Annotated in this window: 17 protein-coding genes; 5 read left to right on the top strand and 12 right to left on the bottom strand. The window is 64.3% G+C overall.

All coding sequences use genetic code 11. The features are described from left to right. Positions 1-87: 87 nt before the first annotated feature. Positions 88-681 (bottom strand): hypothetical protein, encoded by a 594-nt coding sequence (locus CGZ66_RS08310; RefSeq protein WP_095083350.1) that lies wholly within the window; start codon positions 679-681, stop codon positions 88-90. A gap of 99 nt (positions 682-780) precedes the next feature. Further along, complete coding sequence (ureC, locus tag CGZ66_RS08305; RefSeq protein WP_167392077.1) at positions 781-2,496, bottom strand: urease subunit alpha; 1,716 nt, start codon at positions 2,494-2,496, stop codon at positions 781-783. Between the two features lie 179 nt (positions 2,497-2,675). On the opposite strand from ureC, the gene CGZ66_RS08300 reads away from it, so the two are divergent. Both CGZ66_RS08300 and CGZ66_RS08295 read left to right on the top strand, forming a co-directional pair. Continuing rightward, positions 2,676-3,059 (top strand): hypothetical protein, encoded by a 384-nt coding sequence (locus tag CGZ66_RS08300; protein WP_095084327.1) that lies wholly within the window; start codon positions 2,676-2,678, stop codon positions 3,057-3,059. A gap of 114 nt (positions 3,060-3,173) precedes the next feature. Next, the gene (locus CGZ66_RS08295) at positions 3,174-3,668 is read left to right on the top strand and encodes a hypothetical protein (RefSeq protein WP_095083348.1); all 495 of its coding nucleotides are present in this window, start codon (positions 3,174-3,176) and stop codon (positions 3,666-3,668) included. Positions 3,669-3,718: 50 nt separating this feature from the next. On the opposite strand, the gene CGZ66_RS08290 is transcribed toward CGZ66_RS08295, so the two are convergent. From CGZ66_RS08290 to CGZ66_RS08270, 5 genes are read right to left on the bottom strand one after another with little or no spacing between them, the layout of a single operon-like run. Beyond that, positions 3,719-4,024 carry an urease subunit beta gene (locus CGZ66_RS08290; protein ID WP_095083346.1) on the bottom strand — a complete coding sequence of 102 codons (306 nt, stop codon included), beginning with the start codon at positions 4,022-4,024 and terminating at the stop codon, positions 3,719-3,721. A 6-nt stretch (positions 4,025-4,030) separates the two neighbouring features. Next, a complete protein-coding gene (locus tag CGZ66_RS08285) occupies positions 4,031-4,618 on the bottom strand; it encodes a HupE/UreJ family protein (protein ID WP_095083344.1) in 588 nt (195 codons plus the stop codon). A 31-nt stretch (positions 4,619-4,649) separates the two neighbouring features. Continuing rightward, positions 4,650-4,904 carry a DUF1272 domain-containing protein gene (locus CGZ66_RS08280; protein ID WP_095083341.1) on the bottom strand — a complete coding sequence of 85 codons (255 nt, stop codon included), beginning with the start codon at positions 4,902-4,904 and terminating at the stop codon, positions 4,650-4,652. A gap of 12 nt (positions 4,905-4,916) precedes the next feature. Continuing rightward, a complete protein-coding gene (locus CGZ66_RS08275) occupies positions 4,917-5,219 on the bottom strand; it encodes an urease subunit gamma (RefSeq protein WP_095083338.1) in 303 nt (100 codons plus the stop codon). Between the two features lie 28 nt (positions 5,220-5,247). Beyond that, positions 5,248-6,081, bottom strand: a complete 834-nt coding sequence (locus CGZ66_RS08270) for an urease accessory protein UreD (protein WP_095083336.1) — start codon at positions 6,079-6,081, stop codon at positions 5,248-5,250. A gap of 215 nt (positions 6,082-6,296) precedes the next feature. Here CGZ66_RS08270 and CGZ66_RS08265 point away from each other — a divergent pair, with 215 nt between their 5' ends. Together CGZ66_RS08265 and CGZ66_RS08260 are read left to right on the top strand one after the other, a co-directional pair. Next, positions 6,297-6,551: an acyl carrier protein gene (locus CGZ66_RS08265; protein WP_095083334.1), complete on the top strand. Its 255-nt coding sequence runs from the start codon at positions 6,297-6,299 to the stop codon at positions 6,549-6,551. A gap of 5 nt (positions 6,552-6,556) precedes the next feature. After that, a complete protein-coding gene (locus CGZ66_RS08260) occupies positions 6,557-7,765 on the top strand; it encodes a beta-ketoacyl-[acyl-carrier-protein] synthase family protein (RefSeq protein WP_095083332.1) in 1,209 nt (402 codons plus the stop codon). 129 nt (positions 7,766-7,894) lie between these two features. On the opposite strand, the gene CGZ66_RS08255 is transcribed toward CGZ66_RS08260, so the two are convergent. Next, positions 7,895-8,713, bottom strand: a complete 819-nt coding sequence (locus tag CGZ66_RS08255; protein ID WP_095083329.1) for a class I SAM-dependent methyltransferase — start codon at positions 8,711-8,713, stop codon at positions 7,895-7,897. A gap of 220 nt (positions 8,714-8,933) precedes the next feature. On the opposite strand from CGZ66_RS08255, the gene CGZ66_RS08250 reads away from it, so the two are divergent. Beyond that, positions 8,934-9,638: a glutathione S-transferase family protein gene (locus CGZ66_RS08250; RefSeq protein WP_095083327.1), complete on the top strand. Its 705-nt coding sequence runs from the start codon at positions 8,934-8,936 to the stop codon at positions 9,636-9,638. A 33-nt stretch (positions 9,639-9,671) separates the two neighbouring features. Here CGZ66_RS08250 and CGZ66_RS08245 read toward each other — a convergent pair whose 3' ends face one another. The 4 genes from CGZ66_RS08245 to CGZ66_RS08230 all read right to left on the bottom strand — a co-directional run bounded on the left by CGZ66_RS08245 (position 9,672) and on the right by CGZ66_RS08230 (position 14,088). Next, complete coding sequence (locus tag CGZ66_RS08245; RefSeq protein ID WP_095083324.1) at positions 9,672-10,019, bottom strand: hypothetical protein; 348 nt, start codon at positions 10,017-10,019, stop codon at positions 9,672-9,674. Between the two features lie 83 nt (positions 10,020-10,102). Continuing rightward, entirely contained in the window at positions 10,103-10,723 is a 621-nt protein-coding gene (locus CGZ66_RS08240; protein WP_095083322.1) for a nucleoside triphosphate hydrolase, read from the bottom strand. 111 nt (positions 10,724-10,834) lie between these two features. Then, positions 10,835-11,938, bottom strand: coding sequence for a hypothetical protein (locus CGZ66_RS08235; protein ID WP_095083319.1), 1,104 nt, complete (start codon positions 11,936-11,938; stop codon positions 10,835-10,837). Between the two features lie 335 nt (positions 11,939-12,273). Next, positions 12,274-14,088, bottom strand: coding sequence for a methyl-accepting chemotaxis domain-containing protein (locus tag CGZ66_RS08230; protein ID WP_167392033.1), 1,815 nt, complete (start codon positions 14,086-14,088; stop codon positions 12,274-12,276). Between the last annotated feature and the right edge of the window lie 349 nt (positions 14,089-14,437).

The following is a 14,437-nucleotide window of genomic DNA, read 5'->3' as shown; positions in this document are numbered from 1 at the left end:
TTAGACCATCCCTCACTTCATCCCAATGGGCGCTTGTCAAAGTGCTACAGCGTCCTTTGCGCGTCGGAAAGGCGCGCGGCGCTGTAGTCAAACGATCGTGTCGAAGAGCCGCAGGATGAACGATATCTGATAGACGAGCGCGGCCGCGACAAAGGCGATGTGGAAACGTCGATCGCGCACCAGGATCGCGGCGATGCACAGCGCGACGAAGACAGGCGTGCGGAACAGATATTCGTTGCCGAAGCGGGCAAAATGCTCCGGGCCCTTTAGCAGTGTGTCGATCACGTCGAGCAGATAGGTCGCCGCCAGCAGGCCGAAGAACCAGGCCCGGCGCGAATAGAAGAAATCCTCGTAGCTGGTGTAGTCCAGCATCGAATCCGGAAACAAAAGCGCGCAGAGCAGGAACAGCGTGATCGCATAGAAGATGATGAACAGGTACTTGCCGAAGGTCCAGGTCTCGATGGTGTAGAGGCCGAACTCCCACCACCAGAAATGCACCAGCATCAGAAGCACCGAGGCGACCCAGGCCAGGTGCACGGGATAGAGCCGGTACTGGGCGGGATGCTGGACGATGCGCGCCACCCCCGACAGCAGGCGGGCGACGCCAAGCCCGATCACCATGCCCATGACGATGCGGATATGCGGGAAGATGTCGTGGGCGGAAGCGATTTCGGTGGCCATGCTTGATTACAACGGAGCTGTTCGTCGGCCGCATATTGCTGCGTCCCACCAGGGGCCGCAACGGATATTGCACCCGTCGGCTCGCTAGCCAATTCCGCATCAGAACAGAAAATACCGCTGCGCCATCGGCAGCACTGTCGCCGGCTCGCAGGCCAGCAACTCGCCGTCGGCGCGGACCTCATAGGTCTCGGGATCGACCTCGATGTGCGGCATGGCGTCGTTGAGCACCATCGAATGCTTGCCAATGCCGCCACGGGTGTTCTCGACGGCGACGAACTGCTTGTCGACACCGAGCCTGCCATGCAGCCCCGTCTCGAGCGCCGCCTTGGAGACGAAGGTCACCGACGAGTTGCTCCTGGCCTTGCCATAGGCGCCGAACATCGGCCGGTAGTGCATCGGCTGCGGTGTCGGGATCGAGGCGTTGGGATCGCCCATTGGGGCAGCAGTGATCATGCCGCCGATCAGCACCATATCCGGCTTGACGCCGAAGAAGGCCGGGTTCCACAGCACTAGGTCGGCGCGCTTGCCGACCGCGATCGAGCCGATATCCCTGGACAGCCCATGCGCGATGGCCGGATTGATCGTGTATTTGGCGATGTAGCGGCGAACGCGGAAATTGTCGTTGTTGCCGGTCTCCTGCGGCAGCGCGCCGCGCTGGCGCTTCATCTTGTCGGCGGTCTGCCAGGTGCGGATCGCCACCTCGCCGACGCGCCCCATGGCCTGGCTGTCCGACGAGATGATCGAGAACGCGCCGATGTCGTGCAAAATGTCTTCCGCCGCGATGGTCTCCTTGCGGATGCGGCTTTCGGCGAAGGCGATGTCCTCGGGGATCGACGGCGACAGATGATGGCAGACCATCAGCATGTCGAGATGCTCGGAGAGCGTGTTGACCGTGTAGGGCCGGGTCGGATTGGTCGAGGACGGAATGACGTTGGGCAGGCCGCAGACCTTGATGATATCAGGCGCATGGCCGCCGCCGGCACCCTCGGTGTGGAAGGCATGGATGGTCCGGCCCTTGATCGCCGCCACCGTGTTCTCGACGAAGCCGGACTCGTTCAGCGTGTCGGTATGGATCATCACCTGCACGTCGTAATCGTCGGCAACCGACAGGCAGCAGTCGATGGCCGCCGGCGTCGTGCCCCAGTCCTCGTGCAGCTTCAGCGAACAGGCGCCGCCGAGCACCATTTCCTCGAGTGCCGCAGGCAGCGAAGCGTTGCCCTTGCCCGACAGGCCGATGTTCATGGGGAAGGCGTCAAAGGACTGGATCATGCGGGCCATGTGCCATGGCCCCGGCGTGCAGGTGGTGGCCAGTGTGCCGTGGGCCGGGCCGGTGCCGCCGCCGAGCATGGTGGTGATGCCGCTCATCAGCGCTTCCTCGATCTGCTGCGGGCAGATGAAATGGATATGCGCGTCGAAGCCGCCGGCGGTCAGGATCTTGCCCTCGGCGGCAATGATCTCGGTGCCGGGGCCGATGATGATGGTGACGCCATGCTGCATGTCCGGATTGCCAGCCTTGCCGATTGCCGCGATGCGGCCGTCGCGCAGACCGATATCGGCCTTGAAGATGCCGGCGCTGGCATCCACCACCAGCGCATTGGTGATGACGGTGTCGACCGCGCCTTGCGCGCGTGACACCTGGCTCTGGCCCATGCCGTCGCGGATCACCTTGCCGCCGCCGAATTTCACCTCCTCGCCATGGGTGGTGAGATCTTTCTCGACCTCGATGAACAGCTCGGTGTCGGCAAGCCGCACGCGGTCGCCGACGGTCGGGCCATACATCTGCGCATAGGCGGCGCGGGTAACTCTGGCCATCAGCGATTGCTCCCGAAATGTGGTTTGCCGAAATGCGATTTGATTGAAGCCTGGCTGCACATTGTCGCCATCCAATGGTCACGCAATGACCCGCTGGCCGACACCTTCTCATCCGATTTGACGGTTGAGGTTAGGGCGTCACCCCAAACCGACCGTTTGCCAAATCGATGGAAGGAAAATCCATGCGCAAGACGATATTGATTGCAGCCGCCGCCACGCTGATGCTGGCGGGCGCCGCCAATGCCCAGCAGCAACCCGCGCAACAGCCCGCTCCGGCGCCGACCACGCCTGCCCCGGCCGCGCCCAAGGCTCAGCCTGCCGTTCCGACGATCCAGAGCGTCAACATCGTCGACATCACGGAGCTGCCGAAGGACACCCAGACGCAGGTCAACCAGGTGATCGCCCAGCGTGGCGACGCCGGCCTGCAGAAATTGCGCAGCTCGATCGACGCCACGCCAAAGGTGAAGTCCGCGCTCGAAGCCAAGGGGCTCAGCTCGGCACAGGTCGTGGCCGCCAGCATGCAGCCCAATGGCGCGCTGACCCTGATCACCAAGAAGGCGAGCTGATGACGCGGCGCGGCGGGCCGGCGTCCGGCCCGCCGCCTGCAGAGGTAAAGGAACCTTGGCAGGGCTGGATTCGTTTCGCCTTTTGAGTGTCGAAACAAATCTCGAAAGCGAGCGATGACCATCACCACCCTGCCCGACGCCCGATGGTTGCATGCCATTGCAGCGGCTGCGTTTCTGTCGGCGAGCCTGCCCCACGCCACGTTGAATGCGCAGGGCCTTGAAAGCCCGGAGACCGTCAACCGTATCGTCGGCTCGGACGTCAAGCAGGAAGAAGCCAGCGCCACCGCCGAAGCCCGCAACGTCAACACGGCGATCGACCGGACGCGCGAAAACATCGGCACGGTGCGCAAGACGTCCAAGCTCGACAAGGTCGAGATCGTGCTCCTCACCGATGCGGCGCGTAGCGAAGGCGGCCCGCCGCCGGTGATCGAGAGCAAGGTCAAACAGCATCAGGACGACATTGCGGAATTGCGCAAGGAGATCGAGGCCAACGCGCTGCTGTTCAACGCCATCGAGTCGCGGCGCGTGCTTGCACAGGACGTCCTCGCCGTCGAATTCGACGATCCTGGAAAGATCGTCATCTACGCTGCGGCCAAGCCGTCGGACTGAGTCGAAAGCGCCAGTCATTCTTGGGCGACATGCATGAGACGCCATCGATCTCACAGCCTGCCCATCACCTTCTGCTGAAATCCGTAGACCTCGCGCTTGCCGCCAAGCGGCACCAGCGTCACGTCGCGCTCCTGGCCAGGCTCGAAACGCATGGCTGTGCCGGCGGCGATGTCGAGGCGCATGCCGCGCGCGCGGTCGCGCTCGAACCTCAGCCCCTCATTGGTCTCGAAGAAATGATAGTGGCTGCCGACCTGGATCGGCCGGTCGCCGCTGTTGGCCACTTTCAGGGTGACGGTCGGCAAGCCCTTGTTGAGTTCGATGTCACCGTCCTTGGGGATGATTTCGCCGGGGATCATCGTGCCTCACAACATGCCGAAGGCGAGGCCGGCACCGACCGCCGTGCAGCCCGCGCCGGCGGCGCGGGCCAGGCCACGGAACCTGATGCCAAGCCCGAGCCCGGCAGCGATGCCGGTGGCATGCAGCAGCGCTGTCGCGATGGCGAAGCCGGCTATATATTCCAGCCCGCCGGCATTTTCCGGCACCTCGGTGCCATGCGCGTGGCCGTGGAACAGCGCGAACAGGCCAATGATGGCGACGCCGGCCGAGACCGGCAGATCGACTGCCAGTGCCACCAGCAGCCCGAGCGCCACGACGGACGCCAATATGCCGGGTTCGACGAACGGCAGCGGCATATGCAGCATGCCGAGCCCGCCGCCGACCAGCATCACGCCGACAAAAGCCGCCGGCCAGGCCGAGATTGCCTTGCCGCCCTTGAGCGACGCCCACAGGCCGACCGCGATCATCACCGTCATGTGATCGAGGCCGGAGAACGGGTGCATGAAGCCGGCCGTGAAGGAGGAGGTCGTGCCGATGCCGACATGGGCATAGGCCGGCATGACTGCTGCCAGCAGCAGGATCGCCGACAGGCACAGGCGTTTGGCGGACATCATTCTATTGCCTTTCGTTTGCGGGGTGGTGGTGTCACGCGGCCTTGCGGGGCCCGCACCCTTCAGCTTTGAGAACGCGCTTGGTCGAGGCGGGATATTTCTTCAGCATCGCCGGCGGGCGGATCGGCCGCGCCGAAAAATTGCCGCCGCAATTGGGGCAGGTGCCGCCCAAGATGTGTTCCACGCAGTCGGCGCAAAAGGTGCATTCGAAGGTGCAGATCAGCGCGTCCGCCGCCTCCGGCGGCAGGTCCTTGTCACAGCATTCGCAATTGGGACGCAGCTCAAGCATCTTTTTCTCTCCTCACCTGATGGGTTCGTGCACGGTCACCAGTTTGGTGCCGTCGGGGAATGTCGCCTCGACCTGCACGTCAGGGATCATCTCGGCGATGCCTTGCATCACCTGCGCGCGGGTGACGACGTAGGCGCCGGCCTCCATCAACTCGGCGACCGGGCGGCCGTCACGGGCGCCCTCGACGACGAAATCCGTGATCAGCGCGATCGCTTCCGGATGATTGAGCTTGACGCCGCGTTCGAGCCGCTTGCGCGCCACGATCGCCGCCATGGCGATCAGCAGCTTGTCCTTTTCCCTCGGTGTCAGGTTCATGCGCTTCCCTGGACTGGCATAGACAGACTTACAGTGACCATAATTTGGGCAACCCCGCCTTTCCGTTGAGCAATTCGACCAGCGGAACCAGCCGCTGGCGGAGCCGATAGCCGTCCCCGGCGTAGAGCCTCGCAAGAAGCTTGCCAGATTTCCTCACGCTCCAGGCACTGGCGCTGCCCTGGTCGCTGACGATCTCCAGAACCGGATCGAGCAGGGCCTCGGCCCGCGGCGACACCAACAGCAGCGTCGCCATCGCGACCGCGCCACCGGCAATCGCCGGTCGGTCGAGCGTGGCCGCGATATCGGGTCCGATGCGGAAATCCTCGGCATGAATGAGCTCGCCGTCCTGGCGGACACGCCAGCGGTCATGGAAATTGCCTTTCGTGACGTGTTCGCCCATGGCCAGGCGGCCGAAGACCGTGGCCTCCAGCACCAGCGCCTCGGCGCCGACGGCAAGCTCGACGTCCAGCGTGCGGGCAAACGCCGCCTGGTCGAAGACGATGGTTTCCTGCGGCAGCCAGGCGATGCGGCCGTTTTCACTGACCGATAGTTTCACCCGCACCTCGGCATGGTCGGATGCCGCCCGATAGATTTTCTCGCAGGCCTGGGTCGTGATCGAGGCCGAGGCCGCCGCACCGACATCCACGTCCCAGGCGATACGGTCACCGCCGGTCATCCCGCCGGCGGTGTTGATCAGCACCGCTTCGAGCGGATCGGCCGAGACCGCCGGCATCCTTATCTTGGCGGCACCGTCCTGATAGAGGCGCCGCAGCCGCGTGCGACCGTCGACGACGGCGCAGGAAAGCCGAGCCGCGCCCGCGGCGCGCTGCGTCGAAATCCTGCCATGTTCGATCTTATCCATGCCAGCACGTTAAGCACTCCGGCGCCTTTGTCGATCCATGGCCTGATATAGCTTGTTGCTTGACAACGTTTCGGTTTCTATAGAGGGAACCACCTTGGTACGGTCATGCAGCGCTTGGCGGGGGTATAGAGCGAAGACGGCGGCTAGATACCGGGAGAAAAAGGGGCGCTGCTCAATTGGCGCCGGGAAACGCGACATAGTGGGGAAGAAACCGAATGGCCGACCAGCTGGCAACGGATATCATCGCGAAGATCAAGGCTCATGCCGAGCCGGGCGGCGAAGAAATCACCACCAACACTGAATTGACCTCGCTTGGTATCCATTCGCTCGAGCTGACGGAGATCATCTTCGATCTCGAGGAAGATTATGGCATCGAGATCGAGATGAACACGGTCGATGCCTGGAGCAATCTGAAGAATGTCGGCGACATGGTCGAAGCTGTTCGCGCGCTGATCGCGAAAAAAGACTGACCTGAATGCAGCAGCGCGTCGTCATCACCGGCATGGGCGGTATTTGCGGGCTTGGCACCAACGCGCCCGCGATCTGGAATGAAATGCGCGCCGGCCGCTCGGCCATCGGCCAGATCAGCAGTCCGCAGTTGCATGATCTGAAGGTCAAGGTCGGTTGCGAAATCAAGACGCTTCCCGATCACGGCATCGACCGCAAGCAATTGGTGTCGATGGACCGTTTCAGCCTGCTGGCGGTGATCGCGGCCAGGGAGGCTATGCAGCAGGCCGGTCTGGCCTCGGACGAAGCCACCACCTACCGGATGGGCACCGTCGTCGGCGTCGGTGTTTGCGGCTGGGAAGCGATCGAGGAAAACTACCGCGCCATCCTGATCGAGGGCAAGAACCGCGCCGGCATCTTCACCGTGCCGAAAGTGATGCCCAGTGCGGCCTCCGGCCAGGTCAGCATGAGTCTCGGCCTGCGCGGTCCGGTTTTCGGCGTCACCTCCGCTTGCTCGTCGTCCAACCATGCCATCGCCTCGGCCGTTGACCAGATCAGGCTCGGCCGCGCCGACGTGATGGTCGCCGGCGGCACCGATGCGCCGCTGGTCTGGGGCATCCTGAAGGGCTGGGAGGCATTGCGGGTGCTAGCGCCCGACACCTGCCGGCCATTCTCGGCTGATCGCCAGGGCCTGTCGCTCGGCGAGGGCGCCGGCATGGCGGTGCTGGAGAGCTACGAACATGCCATGGCGCGCGGCGCCACCATCCTTGCCGAAATTGCCGGCGCCGGCCTTTCCGCCGACGCGTCCGACATCGTCGCGCCAACCATCGAAGGACCGACGGCCGCCATGCGCGCCTGCCTGGCCGACGCCGGGTTCAATCCCGAGGATGTCGACTATCTCAATGCCCATGGCACCGGCACCAAGGCCAACGACCAGATCGAGACGGCGGCGATCAAGCGCGTCTTCGGCGACCATGCCTACAAACTGTCGGTGTCGTCGACCAAATCCATGCATGCCCATTGCCTTGGCGCATCGGGCGCGCTGGAGATGATCGCCTGCGTGATGGCGATCCGTGAAGGCATGGTGCCGCCGACGGCCAATTTTCGCGAAGCCGATCCCGATTGCGACCTCGACATCACGCCGAACGTGGCGCGTGAACGCAAGGTGCGCACGGCGATCAGCAATGGCTTCGCGTTCGGCGGCACCAATGCGGTGCTGGCCTTCAAGGCGGTTTGATCCCACCCGGTCTCGACCGGCCGCAGGCGATCCCGGCCTATCCGGGCGGTTGCGTCTGCCCGATGCTGTGCTGCTGGAAGACCGTCTGGAGGAGGTTGCAGAGCGGCCATCGCACGACGACGCGTGCGTTCACTCCGGCCTCGTGGTCCAGGCACCTATCTCCGATCGCCCCATCAACGTGCCGTCGGCACCGACCTCCGACAGGATGCGGTCAGCGAGTGTAAGGGGCTCGACCTGCGAAGCTGCTGCGATCCCTAGCCGCTCCATGGTCGGCAATTGTGTTTCCACGAGATCGGTCACAAGGTGTACAACGTCAACTGCCCGTGGCCCTGACGAGATGACCGCCTCCAGCCTCAGGACAGGCGAGGGTAGACCAGCCTCTTCAAACAGAGAGGCAAGTCGGGCACCAAGGCGCACCTGCGCTCCCGCCCCCTCGATTGTACGGCTGAGCCACCCGCATACCTTATCGTATGTCGGCGACGGGGGCGACGAACGAGCGCCATCCCAGTCAAGTTCGTGGAATACGACGACCCCACCAGGCCGCAAATGACGGGCGATCCGTCGGAGCGACTGTGCTGGATCGGGCATGAATTGGAGAACGTAGCGACCAACGATCGCATCGAAGGGTTCGTCAAAATTCAGTTCAGCCGGATCGCCGTGTCTGAAGGAGATTGTGCCTGACCCGGCATTCCTGGCGCGCAGCTCCGCCCTTTCGACGGCTGCAAGGGCAAGGTCGGTACCCACAACTTCTCCAGTCGGCCCAACCAGTTCGCCACAGAGAAACGCGACATCGCCGGCGCCGCTGCCAATATCGAGGATGCGCATACCTTTGGTGATTCCGGCAGCTTCCAGAAAGCGACGCGTGATCGGATCGATCAACCGTGCCTGGGTGCTGAGGCGGCGCAACTCCGCCTCTGCATGTCCCAGCGCGTAGTCGGTGTCGTTCATCGAGCCCCCCAACTGCCCAGATATAGCACGGATCGCGACGTTCGCTATGTCACGCGCCCGTTGCCGACATCCTGATGACGGACGTGCTTCGGACACCGAAGGTAATGGCGCAGCGAAACTGTCGCCGCCATATTGATCAGAATCGGCGGTCCGCCTAAATCCTTGGCTGAACCCGCCAAAACCAGCGTCGCCCGGCGCCATCCCCGTTCAGGAGTTTTCCATGGCCGACCTGTCCGCCTTTCCGATCGCAACGCGCTGGCCAGCCAGGCATCCGGACCAGATCCAGCTCTATTCGGCCACGACGCCCAATGGGGTGAAGATATCGATCGCTCTGGAAGAGCTCGGACTGCCCTACGAGCCGCATCTGGTCAACATCGGCAAGAACGAGAGCTGGACACCGGAATTCCTGTCGCTCAACCCCAATGGCAAGATACCGGCGATCATCGATCCGAACGGTCCGGACGGCAAGCCGATCGGCCTGTTCGAATCCGGCGCCATCCTGCTCTACCTCGCCGAAAAGACCGGCCTGCTCATGCCGGTGGACGCGGCGCGGCGCTACGAGACGATCCAATGGGTGTTCTTCCAGATGGCCTCGGTCGGGCCGATGTTCGGCCAGGTCGGCTTCTTCCACAAATTCGCCGGCCGAGAAATTGCCGACAAGCGCCCGCTGGAGCGCTATCGCGATGAATCGCGGCGCCTGATCGGTGTGCTCGACGGCCGGCTGAAGGGCCGCAGGTGGATCATGGACAATGACTTCACCATCGCCGACATCTCGCTGCTCGGCTGGGTGCGCAACCTGATCGGCTTCTACGAAGCGCGCGAACTCGTCGGCTTCGATGATTTCGGCAATCTCGGGACATGGCTGGAACGCGGCCTTGCCAGGCCAGCCGTACAAAAGGGCCTGACCATCCCGGCGAAGGGCTGAATCAAAGCCGGCCAGGCCCTCGACAGAACGCTGCTATTTTGCCTTCGCCTTGGCTTTCGAGCCGCCCCTGCCCACGACGGAAGCGGCAAACGATGCCGCACCCCTTGCCGCGACGACGACGGCGCCGGCTGCCACATTGGCCGTGGCCTTGACCGTGCGCATGGCGCTGCCCGACAGCGAATCGCCAGTGTTTGCCGGCTTTTTGGGCTTTGCCACCTTGGGCGCGGTCTTCGCCGCGGCAGGCACCACTTTCTTCGGCGCCGCCTTGCCGAAAGACGGCTTGGCGTCCTTGGAACGCTCGGCGATCGCCGGACCGGCGCCTGCCTTCGATTGGGTTGCCTTGCCCTTGGCGGGCGCGGGTTTTCTTGCCTTTTGTGCCATCGGATGGAATCCCTCTTCTGGCAGAATTGCCTGTGGGATAACGGACTGAAAGTCTTAAGGTTCCCCTTGAAGAATCCTTAGAATCACGCCGAAATGCCGATCACCAGGTCGGCGGTCCGGCGGCGGGCAAGCACCCGGTCGATGTTGGGCATGTCGTTGGAGGCGATCCAGGCGCGGGCATCCGCGTCGGAGCGGCCATGACCGTGCCAGCGCTCGAGCAGGCGGCGCTCGAGCTCGTCGCGCGGCACATCGACGAAGATCGAGAAATCGAACAGCGGCGCCAGCCGCGACCACGGCTCCTCGTCGAGCAGCAGGTAATTGCCCTCAACCAGGATGAACTTGGTCTCGGTGGCGACGATCGAGGCGGCGGCGCGCGACAGTTCCATGCTGCGGTCGAAAACCGGAATGGCAATATCGGGTTCACCGGCGCGGATGCGTTTCAGCAAGGTTTCGAAGCCGGCAAAGTCAAAGGTTTCCGGCGCCCCCTTGCGCGCGCGCAGGCCGCGCCGCTCAAGCACGACGTCGTCATAGTGGAAGCCGTCCATCGGCACCACTTCCACCGCGCCTTCCGGCAGCAGGTCATGCAGGCTTGCCGACAATGTCGACTTGCCGGAGCCCGGCGGACCGGCAACGGCAACGATGAAGCGCCGTGCCTTGCCGGCGCGCTTGAAGATGGTGGCGGCGAGATGGGCGATTTCGGACATGAGAGCCTCTCTCTGGCAGGAGCTTCAAATCCACCATGTTCCGCATGATGATTTCGGCCACATCTTGGCGGCAGTCGGCGGAAATTTCAAATCCGCATTGATGCTGCGCACTCAGCCTGGAACAGGCTGGCCGATGCGCAGGAAATCGTTGTCGAAGGGAACCTCCCGGGTCGAGCCGCCGGCCGCCAGCAGCATGCGGCCGTTCGCCGTGGTGACTGCCCGAGGCGGCTCGCCGCCGGAGAGCGGCATGGCGCCGATGACATGGCGAAAGGAAACGCTGATGCCCTCGCCGAGCGCAAAGGCGGTCGCCACCCCTTCGCGCTTCAGCCAGTTGTCGCCGATCGAGGCGGCATGGCCGACGGACGCGCGGCCGTCCTCGATGCCGAGCACGCCGCGATGGCGGCCGCTCCATGGCGCGTAGTCGCGCCCGCCATTGCTGAGCCACAGCATGGTGATAGGCAGCTCGGCCGGGTTCTTCAGCACCAGCACCAGATCGCCTTCGGCCTGGCGCGCCAAGGCCGTCCAGCCCGGGCCGCCATGGTCGGCCTCGACCAAAGTGACGAAATCCTCGCGACGGTCGTCCATGCGGTACTGCGTCAGGTCGAGCGTGCCGCCGCCGGCGGCCGGGAAATGGCTGAGATCGGCGGACCGCGCCGGATAGGCCAGCATGAAGCGGCCGCGTGCGGGGTCCGGCTCCAGCGGATCGTCCAGCGTCGCGGCGAACCGCTTTGGCGAGAAGGCCAGCCTGCCGCCGCCCGTCATCGCCGTCATCGGATGGTGGGCGACCGAGATCGCGCCATGGCCGCCGGAAAACACATGCTCCTGATAGAGGAACGGATGGTCGTCGCGCAGCGTCAGGACCTTGTCGACCGTCGCGCCCATCACCTTGTGCCGCAAGCGGAAGCTGGCCCGCCAGCCATCGTTGGTCGCGGCGCTGTCGGTGACATCCCAGGCGCTGTTGGCCGGCCAGCCATGCAGCGGCGCCTCCTCGACATCGCTGCGCGAAAACGGCGCGCAGAGAAAGTCGCCGGACAGGCGGACGGTGCCCTCGGGCAGGTCTTTCGGCAGCGTCTCGCGCGGCTCGTCGATCCACGGCGCCCGATGCAGCGGCTTGAGCTTCCGGCCGCCGCTTTCGACGACCATGTCGGCGATGTGGCCGACCGTGAGGTCGAGCGAGACCGAAATGCCTTTTGCCTTGATCGTGCTGATGGTCATCGCGCTCTCACCGATTCTGATGGGCGGAAGAAGAACCCGTTCGGCGCGGCTTGCGCAAGCACCGCATAAGGCATTTTGCATCAGGCACAAGCGAAACCGTCGGGTCGGCGCTGCCCCTCATCCGCCTGCCGGCACCTTCTCCCCGTATAGTGACGGGGAGAAGGGAACTGACCGCAACGCCCGCGCTTCTCCGCAACGCTGGTGATTGCGAAACCGTTGACGACAGCGCCCCTCTCCCCGTTCCTATACGGGGAGAGGATGCCGGCAGGCAGGTGAGGGGCGGCGCAAACGCTGGGCAAGGCAAATCTCGACCCGAAGCCATCGCCATGAACGGCTTACTGCCGCTTGTACTCCCGCACCGGCGACTTGGTGCCGTCGGTATAGGTGACCTGCACCGACATCGACGTCACGCTGTCGGCAACCTTGATGTAGCCCTTGGCCTCGTAAGGGATGGCGTAGGGGTCTTTCTTGTCGCAGGGCGGTATTTCGAACGACTTGTCGAGCGCGGCGCCGTTCAGGCTGTAATGCACCTCCTTGATGGCGCAGCGGTAAGACAGCATCTGGGTGAAATAGACCAGGCCGTGATTGCCGCCGGAGTCGAAGGCGATCCACGAGGTCCAGAACTGGTCGAGGATCTGCTTGTCGCCTTGCTGGAGTGCTGCCTCCGGGTCGAAGCGGATGTCGAACGGGCCGGTCTCGCGCCCCCTGATGTCGAGATATTTGACGGCGATGGTGCCGGCCGCGGTGCTGCTAGGCAGCTCGAAACTCGGATTGGGCATCGGCTTGCCGGTGGTCTGGTCGTTGAGCGCCAGGAAGCCGGTGTCGGTGAACGGGCCGCTGTCGCCCATGCGCCAGGAGATGGCGGTCGCCGGCTCGGGCAGCGAGATGGTCATCGACCAGCCCTGGTTCGAGCGCATCGGCGTCAGCGTCGGCACGAAGCGCGAGGGATCGAGCACGTCGCCGAGTGCTGCCAGCCGGCTGCGGCTGCGGTCCAGCCAGTCGGCGAGCTGGGTCTGGTCGACGAAATATTTGAGCAGCCCGCCGTCCTTTTCGTAGGACATGAATTTGGTCAGCGCCTTGGCCTCGTTGCGCTTGTCGGCCAGCGTCTGGGCGCCGAGGCGATCTTCCGAGAACTCCTGCGCCAGCAGGAAATGCGCCGGTGCGAAATCCGGATTGGCCGCGATGAAGGCGTTGAGCTTGTCGAGGCGCTGGGCGTCGTCGAACTGCAGGATATGGACGAGCTTGAGCGACAGCGCCTTGCCCTTGTCGGAAAGGGCGCCGAACACCTCGCGGGCGCCGGCCTTGCCGTCCTGCACCCGAAGCAGCGTGGCAAAGCGCGTGTAGGGGTCGATGGCATCGACATCGAAGCCGGCGAAGGCGAGGTAGGAGCGCCGCGCATTGAGCATGTCGCCCGACAATTCGTAGACGCGGGCGTTGTGATAAAACTCGTCCGGCCGCTTCGGCTCGGCGATCGCCCCGCCCTGCGCGGCAAGGGCGGCAAAGCCCTTGGCGATGGTGTCGATCGAGGCGGCGATCTGCTCGGTCGTCGCCTGCAGCTTCTCGGTCTGGGCCTGCTGCTGCGCCTGTCCGGCGGCCAGCGTCTCGGTCTGCTTCTTCACCTCTTCGGCGGTCTTCTGCACCTGCGCGGTCTGCTGCGTCTGCTGCTGCTGGGCCGACGCGATCTCATCAGTCTTCTTCGCCACCGTGTCGGTCGACTGCTTGACCGCTTCGACCGTCTTTTGCGTCTGCGTGACGGTCTGCTCGATCTTGGCCACCTTCTCCGAGACGATGCCCATCGATTGCTGCAGCCCGGCGATGGCTGGCACCAGGCTGGCGATCACCCCGTTTTGCGAATTGGTCTGCTGTTGCAGGCCGTAGACGCCGCCGGCGACGGCGGCGGCGCTGGTGGCGAAAATGAGCGCCGGCAGTGCCTTGGCCGCCAGCACCAGCCGCAGAACGATGGCGATGGCGATGATGACCGCCGCCACCGAGGCGACCAGCGCGATATAGGCGGCGAACGGCGCCAGCGGATTGAGGATGTCTGAAGCAGCACCCCCGACAAAGGCGATGCTGCCGGCCCATTTGCCGGTACGGCTGAGTGATGCCTTGATAAGCGACGGCGCAACGCCGCCAGCCCCGATGTTCGTCATGCCCAAGCCCCCCAAGCCGACAGATGCCACGCCCCTTCCCACAGGAAGCGCGGCTTTGGCAAGGGAAGACAGGAAACAGGCGATTTCGGGGCGGCTGCTCGATAGGGGCGCACCACTATCCCAAGTCGGCGCTGCCCCTCATCCGCCTGCCGGCAGCTTCTCCCCGTGAAGAACGGGGAGAAGGGAGAGCTCCAGCGCCAGCGACCCCCCTCTCCCCGTTCTTCACGGGGAGAGGGGGGTGAGGGGCAGCGCAAACATCCGGAAGATGGGGCTAGAATCGGTTGGCGCCGTTCAAAACCCAGGGGAATTGCCCTGAGACCGTCATAACCAGTTGGACGCAGCTGGCGCG

It is taken from the genome of Mesorhizobium sophorae, assembly GCF_002270415.1.
In the GTDB taxonomy this organism is placed as follows: domain Bacteria; phylum Pseudomonadota; class Alphaproteobacteria; order Rhizobiales; family Rhizobiaceae; genus Mesorhizobium; species Mesorhizobium sophorae.
The sequence above is the reverse complement of the archived record's forward strand: the minus strand, read 5'-3'. Positions and strand labels throughout refer to the sequence as shown.